The following is a 20,836-nucleotide window of genomic DNA, read 5'->3' on the forward strand; positions in this document are numbered from 1 at the left end:
TATGTCTGCCACAATTGCCAGCAATGTCCTCAAAAGCTCCAATAAATGACGCTTTCTTCCCCCGTTGCCCCGTCCTCAGCGGCCAATTTAGCTAACCACGACCTGATTACTCAGTACCGGGCTGTGCGCAGCCTCAGTGAGACGCTCTGTCAGCCCCTCGAAACTGAAGACTACGGGGTGCAGGCAATGGCCGATGTTAGCCCCCCCAAGTGGCATTTGGCCCACACTTCCTGGTTCTTTGAGACCTTTCTGCTGCGCCCTTATCTGCCGGGCTACCTGGAGTTTCATCCGGGCTTTGGGTATTTGTTTAATTCCTACTATGAGGCAGTGGGCGATCGCCATCCTCGCCCCGATCGCGGGTTGCTGTCGCGGCCTACAGTGGCCGAGGTCTACCAGTACCGGGCCCACGTCGATGGGGCAATGGCAACGCTTTTGCAGCAGCTCAGTTATCATCCTGCCGTTGGGGAACTGGTCAACCTGGGTCTGCACCACGAGCAGCAGCACCAGGAACTGCTGCTCACCGACCTCAAGTACAACCTGGCCATAAACCCCCTGCGCCCCGCCTACCGCCAGGATGTCGCCGTGGTCGAATGCGCCTGCCCCACACCGCTGGAGTTTGTAGACTTTGCTGGCGGGCTGCACACCATTGGCCACCAAGCCCAGGGCTTTGCCTTTGATAACGAAGGCCCTGCTCACCTGGTTTACCTGCAAGATTTTGCCTTGGCCAACCGCCTGATTACCAACGGTGAATACCTGGAGTTTATGGCTGACCAGGGCTACCAAACCGCCGCCCACTGGCTCGCCGAGGGCTGGGCCATGGTGCAGAGCGAAGGCTGGCAGGCCCCTCTCTACTGGGAGCAGCGCGACGGCCAGTGGTGGATTTTTACTCTAGGCGGCTTACAGCCAGTGAACTTGATGGAGCCCGTGTGCCATCTCAGCTACTTCGAGGCCGATGCTTTTGCCACCTGGCGCGGCTGCCGTCTTCCCACCGAGGCCGAGTGGGAAGTAGCCGCCGCCTATGCCTCTAGCGGGGGTAACCTCCTCGCCGCCGACCACCTGCACCCCCAACCCGCCGATGGCACGCCCAAGCTTCAGCAGCTCTACGGTGATGTTTGGGAATGGACCCAGAGCGCCTACCTACCCTACCCCGGCTTTCGCCCCGCCCCTGGCGCGGTGGGAGAATACAACGGCAAATTTATGTGCAACCAAATGGTGCTGCGAGGCGGCTCCTGCGTAACGCCGCCTGGGCACATTCGCCCCAGCTATCGCAACTTTTTCCCGCCCAGCGCTCGCTGGCAGTTTAGCGGCATTCGGCTAGCGCGGTGACCCAGACCTCGTTGCGCTGTCTCTGGCCCTCTTTCCCTGGGAGAGGGAGTCAGTCGGGGGCTCGGCTGTTCTGCCCCTTGGCGAGTCCCTTTTAATGACGGGCTGGGGAAGCACTTGGCTTGCTGCGCCATGCTCCTTAAACCTGCCGCTCTTCACGCCTGCCGCTATCGGCTGCCGAATTCTACGACTATCGAACTCAAGGAATTTCCTATGACTGCTAGCCCCCGCTTTCAGACCCAGCAGCCCGCCGTTAAGCTGTACGACTTTCACCCGCCGGTAGAAGATTTTCGTAGCGCGGTGCTGCGGGGGCTGAGCCAGAGCCAAAAGACGATTTCTCCTAAATTTCTCTACGACAAGCGAGGATCTGAGCTATTCGATGCCATCTGTGAGCTGCCGGAGTATTACCTGACCCGCACCGAGATGGCGATTCTGCACGCCCATGCCAAAGAAATTGCTGTGGCTCTCGATCGCCGCGCCCTGGTGGAACTGGGCAGCGGCAGCAGCCAGAAAATTCGCATTTTGCTGCATGCGGCCCCCCAGGTGCAAACCTACGTGGGGGTCGACATTTCGCGCCAGCACCTGCAGGAGGCCTGTGCGGCGCTAATGGCTGATTTTGAGGGATTGGATGCGATCGCCGTCTGCGCCGACTACACCCAACCGTTGCCCCTTGCCACGATCCCTGAACTGCGCGATCGCCCCACCATCGGCTTTTTCCCCGGCTCCTCAATTGGCAACCTGGAACCGGCAGAGGTAATCGCTTTTCTCAAAACTGTAGCAGTGCTGGGCGATCTAATTGTTGGGGTAGACCTGAAGAAATCCGCCGCCATTCTAGAACCGGCCTACGACGATGCCCAAGGAGTTTCTGCTGCCTTTGCCCTCAACGTGCTGACACGCATCAACCGCGAACTAGGGGCCAACTTTGACCTGACCCAGTTTGAGTATCGAGCCCACTACAACGAGAAAGCCGGGCGAATTGAGATGGCGATCGCAAGCCTCTGTGATCAAACCGTTCGTCTGGGCGATGCAGAGATTTCGTTCAAAGCGGGCGAAACCCTGCGCACCGAGCACTCCTACAAATACACCGTCAATGAGTTTCAGCTGCTGGCAATGGAGGCCGGATTTCAGCCTGTTCAGGTTTGGACCGATAAGCATCAGCTCTTTAGCCTTCACCATCTAAAGCAGATGTAGGAGAGTTAGGAAACGCAACGAGGGTCTGACTTCATGCCGAAGTTGGTTTACTGATAAACATCGCGACGGTGTCTAACCCGAGTGACAACGATGAGTTGATTGGTGTCATCAATTTCATAGATGACACGGTAGTCGCCCACGCGGATGCGGTAAAGGCTGGCTTCGCCTGCCAATTTCTTCGTGGCAGCAGGTCGAGGTTCAGTTTTGAGCCCATCAATAGCTTTTTGAAGGCGGCCTCTAATGTCTAAGGTGAGCTTACGAAACTCCTTGGCAGCTGAGGCTCTAAACTGAACCTCATACGGTGCCATCGGGTGAAGCTTCCTGTTCGAGCTCAGCTGTGAGATCGCTCCAACTAACGGTTTCTTCCTCTGCCCGCGATCGCGTGACAAGAATATCGTAAAAGTCTTCCCAAAGATCTCCCCATTGCTCAAGATCTAGCAGGACGGCGGTTTTCTCTCCTTTTTCATTGATCAAAAACTGCACACCGTCCATGAAATCACCTCGCGCGAGAAGGGAAATTGGCAAATTTGTAGAGCGATGGCACAACTTGAACCACTCCTCTAATCATGCCATGGCTGATAGGGTCGGTGCTTAGTCTATGGGTGGGCAGCAAACTCTAGGATCGTCTCGGATGCGGTGAATATGGTTTGAGGTTTCCCCAGTGTGAGACGCTAGAAGCCTGTGTTAACTGGACGATCTCCCCATGCAGGTTGACTGGCAAGACGTAAAGCCCTACGAAGACATCATTTACCAAAAGGCCGATGGCATCGCCAAAATCACCATCAATCGGCCCCACAAGCGCAACGCCTTTCGCCCCAAAACCATTGTTGAGCTGTACGAAGCCTTCTCCAACGCCCGCGAGGACAGCCGTATCGGCGTGGTGCTGCTGACCGGGGCAGGCCCCCACACCGACGGCAAGTACGCCTTTTGCTCGGGCGGCGACCAGAGCGTGCGCGGCCACGGCGGCTACGTGGATGAGGGCGGCGTGCCCCGGCTCAACGTGCTCGACTTGCAGCGGCTGATTCGCTCGATGCCTAAGGTAGTGATTGCGCTGGTGGCGGGCTACGCGATCGGGGGTGGCCACGTGCTGCATGTGGTGTGTGACCTCACCATTGCTGCTGACAACGCCATTTTTGGCCAAACTGGCCCCAAGGTGGGCAGCTTTGACGGCGGCTTTGGGGCCAGCTACCTGGCTCGCATTGTCGGCCAAAAGAAAGCCCGCGAAATTTGGTACCTGTGCCGCCAGTACAGCGCCCAGGAGGCGCTCGATATGGGCCTGGTGAACTGCGTGGTGCCCGTGGAGCAGCTGGAAGCCGAGGGGGTGCAGTGGGCCCAGGAAATTCTGCAAAAAAGCCCGATCGCCATTCGCTGTCTCAAGGCCGCCTTTAACGCCGACTGCGACGGCCAGGCGGGGCTGCAAGAACTGGCGGGCAACGCTACTCTGCTCTACTACATGACCGAAGAAGGAGCCGAGGGCAAACAGGCGTTTTTGGAGAAGCGGGAGCCCGATTTTCGGCAATATCCCTGGCTGCCGTAGGGAGTGGATGGGTGGATGGGTAGATGGGTGAGGTGGAATGATGCTTAAAGCAGTTGATCGAGATCTTTGGGTGGTCGAGCAGCCTTTTCGCTACTTTGGCCTGGGCATTGGCACCCGCATGACGGTAGTGCGACTGGCGGGCAATGAGCTGGTGGTGATTTCGCCAATTCAGGTGAGTGATGGGTTGGTGAGCGAGCTGAATGAGCTGGGGACGGTTGCGCACATCATTGCTCCCAACCTGTATCACTATCTGTTCGCGGCTGAGTTCAAAGCGGTGTACCCGGCGGCGACGTTTTGGGCGACGGCGGGGCTAAGGGCAAAAAAGCCAGAGTTAGCGATCGATCGGGCGATTTGCCACAGGCAAGGCTTCGCCAACGCCGACAGCCCAGAACCCCCCTGGCCTGGCCTGGAGTACCTGTTCTTCGACGGCTTTAAAACCCTTGCCCCTAGCGGCCCTGATCCGCTTGAGGAATGGGTATTCTTGCATATCGCTAGCCGCACGCTGATTTTGACGGATACGGCCTTTTGCTTCGACGAAAGCTTTCCGTGGCTGACGCAGCTGGTGACTAAAATTGGTGGCGGCTACAAAAGCCTGAGCCCATCGCTGCTAGAGCGTGTGGCAACGACAGAGAAAGCCAAGGTCAAGGCCTCGGTTGAGCAGGTCTTGCGCTGGGATTTTGAGCGAGTGATTGTGGCCCACGGCAGCATTGTAGAGGGCGACGGCAAAAGTCAGTTCAAGCGCGGGTATGAAACGTTTTTGGGATGCTCACTGTAGTCCACGGGGCATGCTTCGTTGGGTGTGGGATATTACCCTGCCTTGTTTAACCAAGGCTATTTCCCTAACAATGGTCAAGCCCTCTGGGTCTGATGCCGATCGCGCTGGTCGGTGCTACCCTGCGAGAGGTTTGTTGTAACAGATTTGATCTAACACCATGAATCCCCTGCTTGAGCGCGTTCAGACCAGCCTGCTTGATTTGGTGGGGCAGTTTATTCAGCTCTTGCCGGGGTTGCTGATAGGTTTGGTGATAGTGCTGCTGACCGGCTATGCCGCTAAGGTAGCCCAGCGGGTGGTACGCAAAATGACCCAGCGCCTGCTGCCCAGCCGATCGCTGCAACTGCTGGCGGTGCAGGTGACTCGCATCGGCACATGGGCTTTGGGCTTCATTATTGCGGCGGTGGTGGCGTTTCCTGACCTACGCTTGGGCGACATCATTGGGCTGCTGGGGCTTGGCTCGGTGGCGATTGGTTTTGCCTTTCAAGACATCTTTAAAAACTTTTTGGCGGGCATTTTGCTGCTGGTGGAAGAACCCTTTCGCCTGGGTGATCAGGTGATGATGTGCGACTACGAAGGTACGGTAGAGTCGATTAAAATTCGCTCAACCCAGCTGCGCACCTACACCGGAGAAATGGTGGAAATTCCCAATGCGATGGTGTTTACCAACCCGGTGCGGGTGCTGACAGCCTATCGCAGCCGTCGCACCGACTTGGATATCGGGGTCGATTACACTACGCCCCTACCGCTGGCCAAGCAGACCTTTTTGGAGGTTATTGGCCGCGCCGATGGCGTGCTGAGCGACCCAGCGCCGGAAGTAGACGTGGTGGGTTTTGGCGAAAGCTCGATTGATTTTAAGGTGCGCTACTGGACAACGCCGCAGATTGCCGAGGTGCGACGGGTTAAGTCTCAGGTGTCGATGGCGCTAAAGGCGGCCTGCGACGAGGCGGGTATTTCCATTCCCTACCCGATTCGCACATTGCATATGTTTGATCAAACCCAGTTCAGCGAGAGCGAGCGTCTGACCAACGGCGCTGGCTCTAAGGATGCTTCTAGATAGGAAAATCGACTGTGGGTATGGGGCTGAATTTTGCTAATTAGCCCTTGGGTTGGTACCAAACGGCGTTTGCCTCTACACAGATGCTGAACTGCGAATGCAGCGGCCGATGTGGGTGTCGATTTTGAGAATGTGGCTGGTTAGCCAGGCCACCAGTTTTTGGTAGATCTCTAGGGCTACGGCCTCGCTGGCGTCGCTGGCTTTGTACTGCTCGTGCAGGTTGCCAAAGGTTTCAATAAACTGGGCGTGGGCCTGCTGGTTGACCTCGGCGATCGGGCACTGGTGCTTGGCGGCGCAGGCTTCTTCGTGCTCGAAGTGCCACTCGGCGTAGAACTTGAGAAAGGCAAACAGCTTTTTGATGGCGGTAGCGCCTTTGTGGTGAGCGATCGCCAATCCCAAGTCATTCACAGCGGCAATTAGCTCTTTGTGGTGGGCGTCGATCATCGGTACGCCTGTGCTGAGGGAGTCATCCCAGGTGAAGGTTTGAAGGGTGGTGGAGTTCATGGGAAGTGGGGAAGTCGGGGGGTGGATGGTTAGGAGGATAGATGGGTGGGAGGGATCAGTTTTGGGTTTCGGTGCTGGTGTAGGCTACGAAGGGCACCAGGGCGATGAGCCAGAGGGTTAGGGCGGTGTCGTAGGGTAGGGTGAGGTAGAGCCAGAGCCACAGCGTGAGGGCGAGGCCGGGCAGGCTGGTGACCAGATCGGCCAGCTTAAGCAGGCCCAAAAAGCCTTGCAGTAGTCGCAATGTGCCGTGGGTCATGGCTACACCTTGCCTTTGAGAAAACCGACTAGATTTTGCAAAAACGAGTTGCTTACCGGAGCGGCTCCACTGCTAGTTGTGCTGGCAACACCGAGTTCGAGACTTTCGGGGTCGATCAGGTTAGCTGACGAAGTTGGTGGTGTGGCCATCAGCGGCATTTCTTCGGCCAGGCCCGTGACAATTAGGCGAAAGGCGATTTGCTGAGCCTTGGCCACGGGCAGGTTGAGCTGTTTGGCCACGTCGGCCAGCGCCATGGTGCCGTTGGTAAACTCCCACACCTGCCACTCGTTGGGGTTGAGGCGCAGGCTGGGCTTCCCCTCGACGGTGCTGACTAAGGCCGAAGAAGGATCCGGTAGTTTCTCCGCCAGGGCGTTCCAGTCTTTGAGCGCCCGCAGCCCCGCCAGGGTAACATCGGTGGCCGTGGCAATTAGCCCGGTCATTTCGGCCCGTGGGGTGGGTGCTTTGGGGTCAAACTGAAACCAGCCGTCGGGCAGGGCAAACAGGGCGCACACCTGGCGCATGACCTGGGTATAAAACAGCAGTTTGAGCTGTTCAGCGGTCAGCACCCCCTGGTTTTTGAGGCACAGCCCTAGGGGAGTGTTGATCTGGCAGGTCTGGGCCAAGCGGGAGACGGCGTTGTCGCCCATCCAGCCGCGCTGGGCAATCAGCCGCATGAGCCCCCGCTGGTCGAGGGCATTGCCAGCGGCGACAATTTGCCCTTGGCTAAACCAGATATGGTGGTTAAAGCGTTCAGCCGTAAGGGTGTCGGTCAGGGTGCAGATGGTGAGTAACCCAGTTTTGTTGCCCTGTTCCAGCAGCTGAAACAGTTCGGGCAGGGAGAAATCGGCTAGGTATCCGGTAACAGTCATGGTGCTGTTCCTTTTCGGTAAGCAGAGAGAGGGAATGGACGATGGGAGGGGGGCGATTGACCAAAGGCCAGGCTCTGCCAACGCTGCGTCGGACTGGACGTGGGTGGCTACGCGCGTGGTCTCGGTAGCTTCAACACTGCCTCCGTAAATCCCGCACAAAATGGCGAGATTTTCAGCGGGCGGTTGGGCAACGGGTGGCTAGGTGGTGGCCAGACTGCCCGACCAGGTGTGCTGCACTAGGGCAATTACCGCCTGGGCTACTGACGCCGTTTCGTTGGCGTTGACCGTCACCAGCGGCGGACGGCGGTTGGGGTTGGGGTAGCCCAGAGCCAGGGCAATGTTGGCGGCATCCCAGGCGTTGGGGCAGTCGGTGTGGGTGAGGCCGATGATCATAGGCACGGGCGATCGCTGCTGCATGAACATCATGATCCGGCGGGCCTCGCGAAACTCGTGGGGCCGATGGGCTGCCACCAGCAAAATGTAGGCGTGGGCCTTTTGAATCAGAATGTCCCACATGAAGTCGAAGCGCGACTGGCCGGGGGTGCCGTAGAGGTGCAGGGCCATATCGGGGCCAAACTGCAGGCGGCCAAAGTCAAAGGCTACGGTGGTGCGCTTTTTGATCAGCAGGGCCTCGTCGGTGGCGCGGCGATCGGTGTCGACCACCTCAATCTCGCTCACTGACCGAATGAAGGTCGATTTACCGGCCCCCACGGGGCCAGTGACCACTAAACGCATAATTTCCATGGCTGGAGGCGGCAACGAAGGAATAAAGAGAGGGCGGAGCAAACTGCTAAACCGGGGGGGGCAACCCACTCCGCTACCGGCAAAGGGCTACATCAAAACGGCTTTAAGCTCGCTCAGGGTGCGCTTAATTTCGAGCAGCAGCAGGCCCTGTTTTGCTGCCTTGTCGGCCAGAACCAGAAACACGGCATCTTCGCCGCAGCTGGTCAGAATGCCATAGCCTTTATCGCCTTCTACGTAGATGCGATCGATGCCGCCGCGAGCCAGTTCGCTACCAATGCGATCGCCCAGCGAAAGCATAGCCGCCGACATGGCTGAAACCCGTTCTTCATCCATACTGCCGGGCAGGCTGGCGGCCAGGGGCAGACCGTCGGGGGTGACTACCGCAGCCCCTTGAATATCGGTGGTAGACGTAACAAAGCTCTGAAGAATGTGGGTTAGTTTTTCTGTGCTAATCGCCATGGTGAGTCTCTCGGGTTAAGGAAAAAGTTTGAGGAAAAAAGACAGGGACATTCAGTCAGTTAAAAGTTGAGTTGGCGACCGCTACATCGTTGCTGCGCCAGTTGCTACAAGCCGTCTAAAGAGACCTTCAGACCAGCCTGTTTCTTTCAGTACCGCCGCTGACGATACTTCGATGTAGGCCTGCTCGATAAAAGCCAGGTCAACCATGCAAATTTTGCTAAGGGCATCGCACAGCTGCTGGTCTTTGCCGTCGACCTGGGCGCGCTTGCCGGCCTCATGGACGACTACAGCCATCGCCGGTACGACGTGCTGAGGGCCAATACCAATGCGAACGTGGATGAGGCCAATTCGCCAGCGCCGATCGGCGTAGTCAGTGCCCCAGTTATCCATGCCGGTAAACATTTCGTGAAACCAGGCCACAAAGGTTTCGCGCAGTCTGTGAATACGGCCTTCAGACTCATTTAGAATGGCGCTCATTTCGGCATCGCGGCCCATGTAGTCATAGAAATAGTTGGCCATTTCAGGCGCGATTTCTAAACCCCAATTGGCGTTTGTCTGAAGTGTTTTCTGATCGTCTGCGCTGAGGCCAGTACGCGACACCATCTTCGACATGAATTCGGTTGGCTCAAGACTCATTTAACTAATCCTGCAAAAACGATTTCGAATCAACATCCTTGTTTTAGCTTTTGAGCCCTAGGGGTCAACATCGAAGTAACACCTAAAGTTTCGGCAATAGCAGTTTTTGCTGCTATTACGGTCAAAAATGGTAGTCTTTATCGTTTGATGACAGGTTTGGCGGTTGTGCATTAAAACAGGGAGCAGCTTATTTCTTAAGAAACTACCCAAAGCACTCTTGTTGAGGTGAAGTAATGTAAACTAGTTAAACAATATTAACCGTGCTAATGTCGGGCTGACGAATGCTAAAGTTACATTAGAGCGATCGCACTTTAGCAACCCTTCAATTGTTTATTTCGGGATCGCAGTAAGACAGGAATATGTTTATGAATAAGCGTGGCTTTTTCTCAGGCTTAAGCGCTCTAAATTAAGGCTTGGTTAAGTCGCATTCACTCGCCAGAATGAGGCCAATAACGGGCTTCTTTAAGTTGTTTAAAGCAAGTAGCTGAACGGCTCGGCTAAAATCCTCGTGGATCTACGCATCCTTGCGATACATTTCTTCAACTTGGCAGGGCAACCGCAGGGTGAGCTAAGTAACTTTCGGTATGGTGAGCCGCTGGGTGCCATAGTGAGCTAGCGAGCTACAGCTTTGGTGCAGTGCGGTGAATGAGCAAAACTGCGCTGCCAGGCGCTCCAAACTTGCCAATGCACCGCCGAAGCGGGCCTGAATTTCTGGCAACATAATCTTGGCACCTAGAGGCAGTAAGACATGGCCCGACTACCTGCAACCGAAGATGGCATTGATCTGGCTCCTTTAATTGATCACTCGTTGCTGAATCCAGTGGCGACAGCAGAACAAGTGGCCCAGTGGTGTGCTGAGGGCGATCGCTACGGGTTTGCGGCTGTGTGCATTGCGCCCTGCCACGTGGCTCAGGCAGTCGATCTGCTGCACAACAGCAGGGTTAAAGTCTGTACGGTGATTGGTTTTCCCACCGGGGCGACCACCTCGGCTACCAAGCTTTACGAAGCCCAGGAGGCCGCCGAGCGGGGAGCTGACGAATTGGACGTGGTGATCAATTTGGGCTGGCTCAAGGAAGGCAAAACCGAGGCAATCCACCGAGAGATTGCCACCATCTGTGAAGAGACCGGGCTGCTAGTCAAAGCGATTCTCGAAACCGCCGTGCTCAGCCCGTCAGAAATCATCTTGGCTGCCGAAGTCTGTATGGACGCGGGGGCGGCCTTTCTCAAAACCAGCACCGGCTGGCAGGGAGGAGCTACCGTCGAGGTGGTGCGCCAGCTTTGGGAGATTACCCAGGGGCGGGTGGGCATCAAAGCCTCGGGCGGCATTGGTACAGCCGCCCAGGCGGTGGCGCTGGTGCAGGCAGGAGCTACCCGGCTGGGCACCTCGCGGGGCGTTGAGCTGGTGCGTCAGCAACAGCAGGAGCCAGCCGGGTCGTAGAGCCTCCTAGGGTGTGTCATCAATTGCGGCCAAAAGCCCGATATCGCAAGCCTTGCCACGCCCGACCCCAAGAATGGGCTAGGGGCTGTAAACCTTGATTTTGGGCGTTTAGCAGCTACTTGAATGACAGCTCCTAGTAACGACTGATCAAATTGAGGGTGAGGGTAATAAGACCTACCAGGGTCAGCAACCCCAGCGATCGCCGGAAGTAGTTGACTCCGGCAAACAGTTCTTGCCAGGCCCAGGTATACCAGGTGCCAAAGGCAACCAGCGCGGTTACCACCTGCAAATTGCCGCTGGGGAGAACGGCCTGCAAAATGGTTGCCCCCACCGCCACCAGAATTGGCAGGTTGGGCATTTGACCAATGACAATGTTGCCCTCGCGATCGCGGAAGGTGCGATCGACGAGGGTAGGTTGAGTTAGCTCGCGGTTTGCGGAGGACGACATAGGTTTTAACCAAAGTTGTGGACTGTGGTTGTCATGGTAAGGCTGGCTACCAGGGCATTGCCTATGTCGCAGGCTATATTCGTTCTCTGAAGTGAATGGGTCGCAAGGGGCATCAATGGCACAGTCCCAGGCGCTACGGTTGGGACTGGCGGCGGTGGGTTACATCAAGTTCAAGTTCAAAGACATAGCTCAAAATGGCTATCCCATAGGGGCAAACAACCGTTTGCCCTCAACCAATCGGAGATAGACAACTAGGATTTGCCCCAAATAATAGCCGTTCCTATCGACTTTACTCAGGGCACGGCGTCGATGGGAACGGCTACGGCTGTTGTTTTTGTGGAAATGTCGCGCTAGCGGCGCGAAGAATTAGGATTCAGACCGTCACCCCCTGGGCGTTTAGCGCTGGGCGTTGGCTCTGGCCCCAATGTAGCGGTACCGCGCCTGCACAACGAAATAAATGCCGTAGGCCAGCAGCCCCAGGGCAACAACGCCTAGCACCCATGCGCCGTAGGGCTGCTGCTGCAGCGAGCCGAGGGCACCCCCCAAGCCCAGTGCCTGGTCAGGGTTAGACTGCCGCGCCGCTTGAATAAAGAAAAAGCCAATGATGGCAAAGACAACACCCCGAGCCGCAAACCCAAAGCGGCCAGTGCGCGTGATCCACTTCTCTTCGGTGCTGCTCATTTCGCGGAGCTTGAGCTGCCGCTTGAAGGTCGCTTTATAAGCTCTGTAAAATTGGTAAACGCCTAGCCCAATAAAGAGGGCACCAATGGTGCCAACTAGCCACTGGCCAAAGGGCTGAGCCAGCAGTCGCGCGGTCCAATCGCGAGAGGCTGCATCGCTATCGCTAGCGCTGCCAGAGCCCAGGGCAATTTGCGCTGCAGTCAGGGCTAAACCGGCGTAGATCAGTCCGTTGCCGGCGTAGCTACAGCGCTGGAGAAGTCCCTTGATGTCGTGCCCCTTGTGCTCGGGGTCGGCGATCGCCTCCACAAATCGCCACAGGGCATAGCCCAACAAGCCAATCGCCACCAGGCTAAGCAACACCTTACCAAAGGGCTGGGCGACGATAGTCGGCAAGACACCTTGCGTATCGGTAGTTTGACCGCCCGACCCAAGGGCCGCTTGGGCTGCCAGGATGCCAACTAGAGCGTACACAATCCCTTTAGCCGCAAATCCTGCTCGCGCTAGGCCCTCCATCCAGGGGTTTTCGGCAACATCCTTTGCAGTTTGTTCTGCTCGATTTCCAATATTTTTGGCAGAGGAACTTCGCCCTTTCATGGGAATTTTGCCTCGCTAATAATTTAATGGGTTTCACTGAGCTGGCGCATCGGTTTGCGCTCTACCTAGAGGTAGATTAGCAAAGCACCATAGGGTTGAGCGTCTGTCTCAGGTATAAAATGACGGCGAAAAACCGCACGAAAACAGAACCTTTGGAGTTTTTGCGAAGCTTTTTGAAGTGGCAACAATCTCCGGTTTTAGCTATGTAAAATAGTGAGAAGTATTTAGTGAAAACAGCCGTTCGTTCCCGTCTAAAAACGGTTCGAATTAATTCATGTAAGTAGGGTGGAACCCTGACTGTGCAGACAAACGCCTGCCCCTCAGATTTCGCCGTTCACCTGGGGTGCCTGAGCTGGCTGACAAGCTCTGTGGCCTCTCAGCAGTGAAGCGGGGTGGGTGGCGCGTCTACAAAACTCACCCAAGCCCAAACGGATTGGGTGGTAGCCCTGGTGCCGGGGCCGCGATCGCAAACACATCGCCTGAGTAAAACCCCTGCTGAATCTCTTTTTGGCTCAGCCCCACCGAGGCCGTAGTGACGTAGATTGTCGATAGGTCGGGGCCGCCAAAGGTAGGACAGGTAGGCCGCTGCACCGGCAGTTTGATCCGGCCTAGGGCCTCGCCTGTGGGGCTAAAACAGGCCACGCACCAGCCATCCCATAGGGCTGTCCAAATATTGCCCTCGCTGTCAATGGTGAGACCGTCGGGTTCTACCGGCTCATCGCCCAGGTCAACGGCGACGGTGCAATCGCTGATCTCTCCCGTTTCGCCATCAAACCGATAGGCAAAAATCTTGCGCTGGGGCGAATCGGTCAAATAAAAGGTGCCGCCGTCGGGGCTCCAGCCCAGCCCGTTAGAAATCGTCAGGTTAGTTTCCATTGTGCGCACCGAGCCGTCGGGGTCGTAGCGGTAGAGGGCGGCGTGGCCAGGGTTTTCGGGGCTCATCGAGCCGATCCAAAAGCGGCCCTGGGGGTCGCACTTGCCGTCGTTGAAGCGGGTGCCGGGGGCATCAAATTCAAAGGTGTGCAGGGTTTCTACGGCACCAGAGCTGAGATCAAGGCTGGCAATGCGGTTGCCCATCGCCACCAGCAGCCGGTTGCCCCGCATCAGGGCTATGGCGCTGCCCACATCGCCCACGTCCCAGTGGCAGTCATCGCCGCTGCTGGGCTCAAATACGTGGACGCGGTGGTTGAGAATGTCGACCCAGTAGAGCACCTGCTGGTCGCTGTCCCACAGCGGTCCTTCGCCCAGCCGGGCGCGGGCGTAGAGCACGTTTTGGGCCGATAGCTCAGGCAGAGTTGCAGGGGGCATAGTCTCAAAATACCGGGATTGTTAACAGCAGGGTCTCACAGCGTGACCGGCGACATGCCTATCTAAAGGTAGAGGCCAAGCCTTAGTACCACTACCATGGCAGCATTAAGCGAATGTCAAGGGCGCAGAGCCTAGGGTTTAAACTTCAGCCTGTACGTCACCTCTAAACCTGATGCTTCAAACCTCTACAGCCCTGTTGCCTGCCGAATGGTCTCGGTTGCTTCAATCTGCTCTGGGCTAAAACCGGCCTGCCCCAGGTGATCTAAATAGTCTCGGCTGATGTAGCGACCGTCGAGGGCCAGGGCCTGGCGGTAGTTGGCGATCGCTTCGGCATTGTTTTTTGCCGACCAGTGGGCCAGCGCCAGCGCTACCCAGGGGTGAGGGTTGTTGGGCTCTAGCTCAGTGGCGATAATGGCTTCGGCGATCGCCTGCTCGGTTTGCCCCAGCCGCTGGTAGGCCAGGCTGAGATTGTAGTGGGCGATTTCGTTATCCGGTTCGAGGGAGGCCGCCAGAACGTGGGTATCCACCGCCGCATTTAGCTGACCATCTACCAGGTAAACAATGCCCAGGGCGTTGAGGGCGGGCACGTACTCGGGGTTGTAGGTGAGGGCGGCTTGCAGCGCGTCGATGGCGGGGGCAGAGTACCCGGCCAGGTGCTGAGTCCAGCCCAGCAGCACCTGGCCCTCGGGGTTACGGGGGTTGAGGGCGGCGGCAATTTTTAGGGTTGCGATCGCCCGCTCAAAGTCGCCCTGCTGCCGAAACGCCAGCCCCTCCTGTCGGTAGCGAGCGGCCGTTKRNGGMAKYGANCTRARARSSGWGSNGTMRGKNAGGKTMWCYRMCGYSWCYAMMKWSWRMGKCRWMWKSTRNNCNCNANCGGCACYGYSGSCTSYMKCYRSCARCCSRSSAKGSYCAANGCYGTACAAAGTACCCAACCAAAGACTTTTCCCATAAATCTCGTCTGCTACTTGCCTTTTGAACTTTGAATGTTGAATTCCTGATTGTGAGCAAAAACCCCTTGGCTTAACACTCTATCGCCTCTACCACCCCCCTACCCCTCCACCCGGCTACCCGCCCACCCCTCCATCCCCCTCCCCGATGTATTCCACACAGCAAGGCAAACCTCTAGCCCTGCTGTAGCGTGACCTTGGGCCATTCCTGGCCCACCAAAACGCAGTAACTGAGGACAACGCTATGGCATCGACGCAGACATCCACCCCAGGCAATCGCCAGGTTCAACAGGCTCTCCGGCGCGGGGCAAAAGCTGCGCTGGTGGCAGGTGGCATTCAGCCTTCCACCCGGCGCGGCAACAAGGAACTCACCCTGGCCGTGCAGCGGCTCGCCCAACAGCCCTACAGTACGCTAGAAGAAGCTACCCAAGCTGGCGCAGCTTTGGGCCAAAAAATTGTCGAAATTTCCCAAGCCAAAGGGCTAACCGACCTAGATGGCGGCATCGTTCGTCAGCTCATGCTGACCGGCGACATCCCGACCGTGACAAAGGCAACGGCCAAACCCGCCAAGACTACCCCGGTTAGCGTGGTAGCGCCCCAGGCCCCCGCTTCAGTCCCTACTTCCGTCGCTGCAGCAGAGTCTGAAGTGGATGAAGCTAAACCTGCTGAGGCTAAGGCAGAGGCGATCGCTGCCGATGAACCCGTTGAAATCGAAGCAGCAGACTTCATCGAGGCCGAAGCGGATGCGATCGCGGCCAGTGAACCTGCTGGGGCTGATACCAAAGCCAGCGAAGCTGCCACGGCCAAAGTAGAGGCCGATCCTGAGCTTAGAGCGGTGGGCGCAGCCCAGTAGCCTGCGATCGCGATTAACCTTTCCCCAGAGAGTTCTCCATGAACTTTCTGGGGTCGTCACTTCATGGCATACCAGTGCCGATCTGGCAAACCGCAAATCCCAGCAAACGGCTTGAGCATCCCCGGCTGGTGGATGCAGCCCACAGTGCCGTTAGCGATTACCTTTTGCCTTAGAATTTGGTCACGGCGGTTACCCTCCCGACAGCTCGGCTCTCAGTTCACTTCCTTCAACGGCACCCTATGGCTACTGGATATCTCGCGCTCGTACTCCATGCCCATTTGCCCTACGTGCGTCACCCCGAGAGTGATTACGTCCTAGAGGAAGAATGGCTCTACGAGGCGATCATCGAGACCTACGTGCCCCTGCTCACTATGTTTGAGGGGCTCAAGCGCGACGGCGTCGACTTCAAGCTCACCATGAGCATGACCCCGCCCCTGGTCTCCATGTTGCGCGATCCGCTGCTGCAAGAGCGTTTCGATGCCCACCTGGCTATGCTCGAAGAACTCACCGAGCTAGAGGTCGAGCGCCACGTCCACAACGGCCACCTGCAATATTTAGCCGAAACCTACGCCAAAGAGTTCAACCACGTGCGCAACGTGTGGGAGAGCTACAGCGGCGACCTGGTCACCGCCTTTAAGCAGTACCAAGACAGCAACAACCTTGACATCATCACCTGCGGTGCCACCCACGGCTACCTGCCGCTGATGAAAATGTACCCCGAGGCCGTGTGGGCGCAGATTCAGGTAGCTGCCGAGCACTATGCAGATACCTTTGGCCGCGCCCCTAAGGGCATTTGGCTACCCGAGTGCGCTTACTACGAAGGCCTAGAGCGCATGGTGGCCGACGCTGGCCTGCGCTATTTCCTCACCGATGGCCACGGCATTCTCTACGCCCGCCCTCGCCCCCGCTTCGGCAGCTATGCCCCCATCTTTACCGAGAGCGGTGTGGCCGCCTTTGGTCGCGACCACGAGTCGTCGCAGCAGGTGTGGTCGTCGCAGGTTGGCTACCCCGGTGCCCCCGAGTACCGCGAGTTTTACCGCGACCTGGGCTGGGATGCCGAGTACGAGTACATCAAGCCCTACATCATGCCCAACGGCCAGCGCAAGAATGTGGGCATCAAGTACCACAAAATCACCGGCAAGGGCCTGGGCCTGTCAGACAAGCAGCTCTACGACCCCTACTGGGCGCGAGAAAAAGCCGCCGAGCACGCCGCCAACTTTATGTACAACCGCGAGCAACAGATCGGCCACCTCCACGGCCTGATGCAGCGCCCGCCGATTATTGTCTCGCCCTACGACGCCGAGCTGTTTGGCCACTGGTGGTATGAAGGCCCCTGGTTCCTCGACTACCTGTTCCGCAAGAGCTGGTTTGACCAAAACACCTACGAAATGACCCACCTAAGCGACTACCTCCAGGGGCACCCCACCCAGCAGGTCTGCCGCCCCTCCCAGTCGAGCTGGGGCTACAAAGGCTTCCACGAGTACTGGCTGAACGAAACCAACGCCTGGATCTACCCCCACCTGCACAAGGCCGCCGAGCGCATGATCGACCTGGCCCGCCGCGAACCCGCCGATGAGCTAGAGTGGCGCGCCCTCAACCAGGCAGCGCGAGAACTGCTGCTGGCACAATCGTCCGACTGGGCCTTCATCATGCGAACAGGGACGATGGTGCCCTATGCGGTGCGGCGGACGCGATCGCACCTAATGCGCTTCCAGAAGCTCTGGGATGACATCCTACGCGGCAAAATCGACTCTGGCTGGCTAGAAAAAATCGAGGTAGTAGACAACATCTTCCCCAACATCAACTACCGCGTCTATCGCCCCTTGTAGGCTCTCGCCAAGACCCCCGAGTTTTTCAAAAACTCGGGGGTCTGCTTTAGTGCGGCTATGGCCTTAAAAGGCTTGGTTTTCTTAGGGTTTTTAGGGAATCTTATGAAAAAGGAAAAGACCCTCACGATTTCAAGCTATGACATTCTTGCTGTTTTTGATTTCAATCGGCCTTGCCACTGCTACAGCGTTGCTCCATCAGCAGCTACAAAAGAGCAAGGAAGAAAATAAATTAGCGCAGCAGCGCACTCAGGAGGCCAACAAAAGACTGCAAGCTGTAGACGAAAAATATGGAGGATTGATTTCAAAAGAAGAAGAGGTCAAAAAGCTTCAAGGCCAAGCTTCAATTCTTCAAGACCGCATCAAACTTCTCCAGAAACAAGCTGACTCTGAAGAACAAGAGATAACCCACAAAATCAGTGCCCTAAATGTAAAGCTATTTGAACTAGAAGAAAAAGATTTTGTAGAGGATTTTGGTTTTTACGAGTCAAAGTATGACTTTAAGGAAGCAGTAGAGTATAAGAATCGCCTTGACGAGATTCGCTTAAGACAAAAGCAACTTATCAAAAATCGACGCGCAGCAGTATGTGAAACAGAATGGACGGTCTCTGGAAGCAAGAAGGAAGGCCAAAGAATGGTCGAGAGCTTTTTGAAGCTTGTACTTCGAGCATTCAATGGGGAATGTGATGCTGCTGTAAGCAAGGTCAAATACAACAATATTCAAACAATGGAGAAACGAATTCAAAAAGCGTATGAATCTCTAAACAAGCTTTCACAGACTACCCATTGCGAAATTACGCCAGAATATCTTGAGCTGAAAATTCAAGAACTAAGGCTTACGTATGAATATCAGGAGAAGCGGTATCAGGAGCAAGAAGAGCAGCGGCAAATAAGAGAACAGATGCGAGAAGAGGAAAGAGCGCAGAAGGAATTGGAACGCGCAAGACTAGAAGCCGAGAAGGAAGAGCGACAGTATCAAGAGGCACTTGAAAAAGCCAAAAGGGAAGCGGAAAGTGCCACAGGAAAGCTACAGAAAGAACTACAGGCAAGGATTGAGGAGTTGCAAAGAAGAGTTGCTGAAGCTGAAGCTAATAAAGAAAGAGCTATTTCGCAAGCGCAACTGACCAAGTCTGGTCATGTATATATCATTTCAAATATTGGCTCTTTCGGTGAGAATGTTTACAAGATAGGCATGACTAGAAGACTTAACCCAGATGATAGGGTCAAGGAATTAAGCGATGCATCAGTTCCCTTTCCGTTTGACATTCATGCAATGATTTCTTGTAGCAATGCTCCCGAACTAGAATTAAGCCTGCACAGAATGTTTGATGCCAGGCGTGTGAATGCTGTCAACACAAGAAAAGAGTTTTTTAAGGCATCTCTAGAGGAAATCGAAAAAGCTGTGCAGCAAATTGACAAGGAGTTGAACACTTGTACTTCTGAGTTTAGGATTACCAAAATAGCTGAAGCTTCAGAATACAGGCAGTCCCTAGCACAGACTAGGCTCAGGTCTGGCACACAGGTTGCAATGGTAGGATAGTAATTAGGCTGGGTGAATCGAAGTAAAACCAAACAATGAATAGAGATTTGTTCGGTTCCGCTAGCACCTTGCTGAACTGGTATTATTGTTGACTCTAAAAAAACACACGCTAGAATTATTGCAGGCAGGCAATCAAGCTAGGCAATGCCATGACCATTTCCCCTTTAGAGAGTCAGCTCATCATTTCTCCGGAGCAGTTGCAAAGGCTTCTGCGAGAATTTAAAGAGCAGCGGGGAGGAAGCTTTCGACTAACTGCATTGGGTTACTTTGGCTCCTACGCCCGTGGGGAAGCTAGCCCCGACAGCGATGTGGATATTGTATTTCAAACAGATTATCCTAACTTGCTCCTCACTTCACGGCTGCGACTCGACCTAATCGATCTGCTCAATCGCCCTGTAGACGTTGTCCGCTACCGCGAGAATATGAATCCTCGCTTTAAGGCACGGTTAGACAGAGAAGCGATCTATGTCTGATGACGGGCTGCTCCTAGAACGGCTCACACAAATCTTCGAAGCCCTCGAACGGATTCCAAGACGTTTTGAGAATATTACTTCTCTACAAGATTTCTACAGCACATACTCAGGGCTTGAACATCTTGACTCTATCTGCATGGTATTGCTGGCAGTAGGCGAGTCTTTTAAACAAATCAATCAGAAAACAGAGGGAAGCCTTTTAGGTGCCTATCCTCAGATTCCTTGGCAGGAAATTATGGGTTTGAGAAATATCCTTGCTCATGTTTATTTTGAAGTGGATGAACAGCAGATCTACAATATTTGTAGAGATAACATTCCTCAATTGATTAAAACAGTTCGCCAAATGATTCAAGACTTAGATAATTAGGTTGAAGCTAAAGTGCAATCAATGCTGCAAAGCCTGTGGGCCTAGTCGCAAGCGAACAATTAACTTAGCGATAGGCGATCGCAACTCAGCCTGCGATCGCAACATTTGGGCACTCTAAGCGCTATAGCATTCTGTTACACTGCATGGTCCTTAACCTTCGGCAACCGCTGCGCTTCGGTGTTGGGGCTCTTGTGCTCGGCCTGGCTGAGGTTTGTGGGGCGATCGCACACCCCGTACAGGCACAAACAGGGCCTACCGTAGCCATTCCCCAAACTTACTGGGATGCCGTTGAAGATGCCAGAACGCCAGAACCCAACGAAGTCTTTAGAGACTTAACCGCCATTACGCCCCAAAATAGCGCCCTCACCTGGGATGATCAGGGCCATATTTTAGTGGCGACCTGGGCCGACTGGGCGGGCTATACCCAAAACGTGGGAAATCGGCTGATTGCGACCCGCGATGTCTGGGTCACTGCTGTCCCCGACTTGCAAGGCTTCTGCAAAGCCTACACCCCAACTGCCGAAATTTCCCTGGCGGCACGTCTCAGCCAGGTGCTCGGGTTGCCGCCTGAACCTGCTGCCCAATCTGCTAATCGTCAGGTGGTTGAGATCTGGGTTGACCCGCAATTTCTCTTTCGCCCCAGCCCCGACCCAGAAATTACTGACCATGAGGCTGAGCTGACCTTTCGCACTACCAATGAATTTGTTGCGGTGCCTGCTGCCTATCAGCACTGGTTCTATGCCCAGTACGATCAGCGCTATCAATACCAGGGGCAGCCGATCGCATTCAACGGCCTAGAGCCCCCCAGCGCCCTGCCCTACCCCTGGACTCAGCTAGGCTATACCTATGATTGGGGCGATCGCGCCGACTGGGCTACGCTTGATCGCGATCGCCCAGATGACGTGGGCTTGAGCGAGTTTGTGGTTCGCCAATGGTCGCCGATCGCGATCGAGGCTGTGCACTCGACTGACGAGTATTGTCGCTAGGGATGCAAACTCAGTCACCCCGGCGGC

General features: G+C 55.7%; 24 protein-coding genes and 1 pseudogene. 12 read left to right on the forward strand and 13 right to left on the reverse strand.

Annotated features, from left to right (window positions below; translation table 11 throughout):
- The first annotated feature begins 45 nt into the window (after nucleotides 1-45).
- Nucleotides 46-1,326 carry an ergothioneine biosynthesis protein EgtB gene (egtB, locus tag IQ265_RS00985; protein ID WP_194050344.1) on the forward strand — a complete coding sequence of 427 codons (1,281 nt, stop codon included), beginning with the start codon at nucleotides 46-48 and terminating at the stop codon, nucleotides 1,324-1,326.
- A 210-nt stretch (nucleotides 1,327-1,536) separates the two neighbouring features.
- The gene (gene egtD, locus IQ265_RS00990) at nucleotides 1,537-2,514 is read left to right on the forward strand and encodes an L-histidine N(alpha)-methyltransferase (protein ID WP_194050345.1); all 978 of its coding nucleotides are present in this window, start codon (nucleotides 1,537-1,539) and stop codon (nucleotides 2,512-2,514) included.
- A 47-nt stretch (nucleotides 2,515-2,561) separates the two neighbouring features.
- Here the strand turns inward: egtD and IQ265_RS00995 are convergent, their stop codons facing one another.
- Together IQ265_RS00995 and IQ265_RS01000 are read right to left on the reverse strand one after the other, a co-directional pair.
- Nucleotides 2,562-2,822: a type II toxin-antitoxin system RelE/ParE family toxin gene (locus IQ265_RS00995; RefSeq protein WP_194050346.1), complete on the reverse strand. Its 261-nt coding sequence runs from the start codon at nucleotides 2,820-2,822 to the stop codon at nucleotides 2,562-2,564.
- Nucleotides 2,809-3,006, reverse strand: coding sequence for a hypothetical protein (locus tag IQ265_RS01000; RefSeq protein ID WP_194050347.1), 198 nt, complete (start codon nucleotides 3,004-3,006; stop codon nucleotides 2,809-2,811). Before IQ265_RS01000 ends, IQ265_RS00995 begins: the two co-directional genes overlap by 14 nt.
- A 211-nt stretch (nucleotides 3,007-3,217) precedes the next feature.
- On the opposite strand from IQ265_RS01000, the gene menB reads away from it, so the two are divergent.
- The 3 genes from menB (at nucleotide 3,218) to IQ265_RS01015 (ending at nucleotide 5,883) form a co-directional block, all read left to right on the forward strand.
- Nucleotides 3,218-4,051: a 1,4-dihydroxy-2-naphthoyl-CoA synthase gene (gene menB, locus IQ265_RS01005; protein WP_194050348.1), complete on the forward strand. Its 834-nt coding sequence runs from the start codon at nucleotides 3,218-3,220 to the stop codon at nucleotides 4,049-4,051.
- 40 nt (nucleotides 4,052-4,091) lie between these two features.
- The gene (locus IQ265_RS01010; protein ID WP_194050349.1) at nucleotides 4,092-4,826 is read left to right on the forward strand and encodes a DUF4336 domain-containing protein; all 735 of its coding nucleotides are present in this window, start codon (nucleotides 4,092-4,094) and stop codon (nucleotides 4,824-4,826) included.
- Between the two features lie 157 nt (nucleotides 4,827-4,983).
- Nucleotides 4,984-5,883 (forward strand): mechanosensitive ion channel family protein, encoded by a 900-nt coding sequence (locus IQ265_RS01015; protein ID WP_194050350.1) that lies wholly within the window; start codon nucleotides 4,984-4,986, stop codon nucleotides 5,881-5,883.
- 72 nt (nucleotides 5,884-5,955) lie between these two features.
- On the opposite strand, the gene IQ265_RS01020 is transcribed toward IQ265_RS01015, so the two are convergent.
- The 7 genes from IQ265_RS01020 to IQ265_RS01050 all read right to left on the reverse strand — a co-directional run bounded on the left by IQ265_RS01020 (nucleotide 5,956) and on the right by IQ265_RS01050 (nucleotide 10,069).
- Nucleotides 5,956-6,384: a hemerythrin family protein gene (locus IQ265_RS01020; RefSeq protein ID WP_194050351.1), complete on the reverse strand. Its 429-nt coding sequence runs from the start codon at nucleotides 6,382-6,384 to the stop codon at nucleotides 5,956-5,958.
- Nucleotides 6,385-6,439: 55 nt separating this feature from the next.
- The gene (locus IQ265_RS01025) at nucleotides 6,440-6,640 is read right to left on the reverse strand and encodes a hypothetical protein (protein ID WP_194050352.1); all 201 of its coding nucleotides are present in this window, start codon (nucleotides 6,638-6,640) and stop codon (nucleotides 6,440-6,442) included.
- Nucleotides 6,641-6,642: 2 nt separating this feature from the next.
- Nucleotides 6,643-7,509, reverse strand: a complete 867-nt coding sequence (locus IQ265_RS01030; protein ID WP_194050353.1) for a DUF4388 domain-containing protein — start codon at nucleotides 7,507-7,509, stop codon at nucleotides 6,643-6,645.
- 198 nt (nucleotides 7,510-7,707) lie between these two features.
- The gene (locus tag IQ265_RS01035; protein ID WP_194050354.1) at nucleotides 7,708-8,253 is read right to left on the reverse strand and encodes an ATP/GTP-binding protein; all 546 of its coding nucleotides are present in this window, start codon (nucleotides 8,251-8,253) and stop codon (nucleotides 7,708-7,710) included.
- Nucleotides 8,254-8,340: 87 nt separating this feature from the next.
- A complete protein-coding gene (locus IQ265_RS01040; RefSeq protein WP_194050355.1) occupies nucleotides 8,341-8,712 on the reverse strand; it encodes a roadblock/LC7 domain-containing protein in 372 nt (123 codons plus the stop codon).
- An 81-nt stretch (nucleotides 8,713-8,793) separates the two neighbouring features.
- Nucleotides 8,794-9,348, reverse strand: coding sequence for a protoglobin domain-containing protein (locus IQ265_RS01045; RefSeq protein WP_194050356.1), 555 nt, complete (start codon nucleotides 9,346-9,348; stop codon nucleotides 8,794-8,796).
- 568 nt (nucleotides 9,349-9,916) lie between these two features.
- Nucleotides 9,917-10,069: a hypothetical protein gene (locus IQ265_RS01050; protein WP_194050357.1), complete on the reverse strand. Its 153-nt coding sequence runs from the start codon at nucleotides 10,067-10,069 to the stop codon at nucleotides 9,917-9,919.
- Between the two features lie 27 nt (nucleotides 10,070-10,096).
- Here IQ265_RS01050 and deoC point away from each other — a divergent pair, with 27 nt between their 5' ends.
- Complete coding sequence (gene deoC / locus IQ265_RS01055) at nucleotides 10,097-10,786, forward strand: deoxyribose-phosphate aldolase (RefSeq protein ID WP_194050358.1); 690 nt, start codon at nucleotides 10,097-10,099, stop codon at nucleotides 10,784-10,786.
- 133 nt (nucleotides 10,787-10,919) lie between these two features.
- Here deoC and IQ265_RS01060 read toward each other — a convergent pair whose 3' ends face one another.
- The 4 genes and pseudogenes from IQ265_RS01060 to IQ265_RS01075 all read right to left on the reverse strand — a co-directional run bounded on the left by IQ265_RS01060 (nucleotide 10,920) and on the right by IQ265_RS01075 (nucleotide 14,749).
- The gene (locus IQ265_RS01060) at nucleotides 10,920-11,234 is read right to left on the reverse strand and encodes a hypothetical protein (protein WP_194050359.1); all 315 of its coding nucleotides are present in this window, start codon (nucleotides 11,232-11,234) and stop codon (nucleotides 10,920-10,922) included.
- 396 nt (nucleotides 11,235-11,630) lie between these two features.
- Complete coding sequence (locus IQ265_RS01065; protein ID WP_194050360.1) at nucleotides 11,631-12,509, reverse strand: DUF1206 domain-containing protein; 879 nt, start codon at nucleotides 12,507-12,509, stop codon at nucleotides 11,631-11,633.
- A gap of 414 nt (nucleotides 12,510-12,923) precedes the next feature.
- Complete coding sequence (locus IQ265_RS01070; protein WP_194050361.1) at nucleotides 12,924-13,817, reverse strand: SMP-30/gluconolactonase/LRE family protein; 894 nt, start codon at nucleotides 13,815-13,817, stop codon at nucleotides 12,924-12,926.
- 185 nt (nucleotides 13,818-14,002) lie between these two features.
- A pseudogene (locus IQ265_RS01075) lies at nucleotides 14,003-14,749 on the reverse strand (tetratricopeptide repeat protein).
- A 259-nt stretch (nucleotides 14,750-15,008) separates the two neighbouring features.
- Between IQ265_RS01075 and IQ265_RS01080 the strand changes: the two are divergent.
- The 6 genes from IQ265_RS01080 to IQ265_RS01105 all read left to right on the forward strand — a co-directional run bounded on the left by IQ265_RS01080 (nucleotide 15,009) and on the right by IQ265_RS01105 (nucleotide 20,809).
- Nucleotides 15,009-15,617, forward strand: a complete 609-nt coding sequence (locus IQ265_RS01080; RefSeq protein WP_194050362.1) for a hypothetical protein — start codon at nucleotides 15,009-15,011, stop codon at nucleotides 15,615-15,617.
- A gap of 239 nt (nucleotides 15,618-15,856) precedes the next feature.
- Nucleotides 15,857-17,446, forward strand: coding sequence for a glycoside hydrolase family 57 protein (locus IQ265_RS01085; RefSeq protein ID WP_194050363.1), 1,590 nt, complete (start codon nucleotides 15,857-15,859; stop codon nucleotides 17,444-17,446).
- Nucleotides 17,447-17,582: 136 nt separating this feature from the next.
- A complete protein-coding gene (locus tag IQ265_RS01090; RefSeq protein ID WP_194050364.1) occupies nucleotides 17,583-18,983 on the forward strand; it encodes a DUF4041 domain-containing protein in 1,401 nt (466 codons plus the stop codon).
- A gap of 149 nt (nucleotides 18,984-19,132) precedes the next feature.
- Complete coding sequence (locus tag IQ265_RS01095; RefSeq protein ID WP_194050365.1) at nucleotides 19,133-19,456, forward strand: nucleotidyltransferase domain-containing protein; 324 nt, start codon at nucleotides 19,133-19,135, stop codon at nucleotides 19,454-19,456.
- Entirely contained in the window at nucleotides 19,449-19,823 is a 375-nt protein-coding gene (locus tag IQ265_RS01100) for a HepT-like ribonuclease domain-containing protein (protein WP_194050366.1), read from the forward strand. The genes IQ265_RS01095 and IQ265_RS01100 overlap by 8 nt, the downstream gene beginning before the upstream one ends.
- A gap of 143 nt (nucleotides 19,824-19,966) precedes the next feature.
- Nucleotides 19,967-20,809, forward strand: a complete 843-nt coding sequence (locus IQ265_RS01105; protein ID WP_194050367.1) for a hypothetical protein — start codon at nucleotides 19,967-19,969, stop codon at nucleotides 20,807-20,809.
- The last annotated feature ends 27 nt before the right edge of the window (nucleotides 20,810-20,836 follow it).

The sequence above is a fragment of the Nodosilinea sp. LEGE 06152 genome (assembly GCF_015207525.1).
Taxonomy (GTDB): domain Bacteria; phylum Cyanobacteriota; class Cyanobacteriia; order Phormidesmidales; family Phormidesmidaceae; genus Nodosilinea.

What these genes read in the sequence shown, in the direction of transcription:
- IQ265_RS01090 (WP_194050364.1), top strand. Translation starts at nt 17,583, where the DNA reads ATGACATTCTTGCTGTTTTTGATTTCAATCGGCCTTGCCACTGCTACA.
- IQ265_RS01070 (WP_194050361.1), bottom strand. Translation starts at nt 13,817, where the DNA reads ATGCCCCCTGCAACTCTGCCTGAGCTATCGGCCCAAAACGTGCTCTAC.
- IQ265_RS01050 (WP_194050357.1), bottom strand. Translation starts at nt 10,069, where the DNA reads ATGTTGCCAGAAATTCAGGCCCGCTTCGGCGGTGCATTGGCAAGTTTG.
- IQ265_RS01065 (WP_194050360.1), bottom strand. Translation starts at nt 12,509, where the DNA reads ATGAAAGGGCGAAGTTCCTCTGCCAAAAATATTGGAAATCGAGCAGAA.
- deoC (WP_194050358.1), top strand. Translation starts at nt 10,097, where the DNA reads ATGGCCCGACTACCTGCAACCGAAGATGGCATTGATCTGGCTCCTTTA.
- IQ265_RS01100 (WP_194050366.1), top strand. Translation starts at nt 19,449, where the DNA reads ATGTCTGATGACGGGCTGCTCCTAGAACGGCTCACACAAATCTTCGAA.
- IQ265_RS01045 (WP_194050356.1), bottom strand. Translation starts at nt 9,348, where the DNA reads ATGAGTCTTGAGCCAACCGAATTCATGTCGAAGATGGTGTCGCGTACT.
- IQ265_RS01035 (WP_194050354.1), bottom strand. Translation starts at nt 8,253, where the DNA reads ATGGAAATTATGCGTTTAGTGGTCACTGGCCCCGTGGGGGCCGGTAAA.
- IQ265_RS01080 (WP_194050362.1), top strand. Translation starts at nt 15,009, where the DNA reads ATGGCATCGACGCAGACATCCACCCCAGGCAATCGCCAGGTTCAACAG.
- IQ265_RS01030 (WP_194050353.1), bottom strand. Translation starts at nt 7,509, where the DNA reads ATGACTGTTACCGGATACCTAGCCGATTTCTCCCTGCCCGAACTGTTT.
- IQ265_RS01040 (WP_194050355.1), bottom strand. Translation starts at nt 8,712, where the DNA reads ATGGCGATTAGCACAGAAAAACTAACCCACATTCTTCAGAGCTTTGTT.
- IQ265_RS01000 (WP_194050347.1), bottom strand. Translation starts at nt 3,006, where the DNA reads ATGGACGGTGTGCAGTTTTTGATCAATGAAAAAGGAGAGAAAACCGCC.
- IQ265_RS01085 (WP_194050363.1), top strand. Translation starts at nt 15,857, where the DNA reads ATGGCTACTGGATATCTCGCGCTCGTACTCCATGCCCATTTGCCCTAC.
- IQ265_RS01105 (WP_194050367.1), top strand. Translation starts at nt 19,967, where the DNA reads ATGGTCCTTAACCTTCGGCAACCGCTGCGCTTCGGTGTTGGGGCTCTT.
- egtB (WP_194050344.1), top strand. Translation starts at nt 46, where the DNA reads ATGACGCTTTCTTCCCCCGTTGCCCCGTCCTCAGCGGCCAATTTAGCT.
- IQ265_RS01010 (WP_194050349.1), top strand. Translation starts at nt 4,092, where the DNA reads ATGCTTAAAGCAGTTGATCGAGATCTTTGGGTGGTCGAGCAGCCTTTT.
- menB (WP_194050348.1), top strand. Translation starts at nt 3,218, where the DNA reads ATGCAGGTTGACTGGCAAGACGTAAAGCCCTACGAAGACATCATTTAC.
- IQ265_RS01025 (WP_194050352.1), bottom strand. Translation starts at nt 6,640, where the DNA reads ATGACCCACGGCACATTGCGACTACTGCAAGGCTTTTTGGGCCTGCTT.
- IQ265_RS01020 (WP_194050351.1), bottom strand. Translation starts at nt 6,384, where the DNA reads ATGAACTCCACCACCCTTCAAACCTTCACCTGGGATGACTCCCTCAGC.
- IQ265_RS00995 (WP_194050346.1), bottom strand. Translation starts at nt 2,822, where the DNA reads ATGGCACCGTATGAGGTTCAGTTTAGAGCCTCAGCTGCCAAGGAGTTT.
- IQ265_RS01015 (WP_194050350.1), top strand. Translation starts at nt 4,984, where the DNA reads ATGAATCCCCTGCTTGAGCGCGTTCAGACCAGCCTGCTTGATTTGGTG.
- IQ265_RS01095 (WP_194050365.1), top strand. Translation starts at nt 19,133, where the DNA reads ATGACCATTTCCCCTTTAGAGAGTCAGCTCATCATTTCTCCGGAGCAG.
- egtD (WP_194050345.1), top strand. Translation starts at nt 1,537, where the DNA reads ATGACTGCTAGCCCCCGCTTTCAGACCCAGCAGCCCGCCGTTAAGCTG.
- IQ265_RS01060 (WP_194050359.1), bottom strand. Translation starts at nt 11,234, where the DNA reads ATGTCGTCCTCCGCAAACCGCGAGCTAACTCAACCTACCCTCGTCGAT.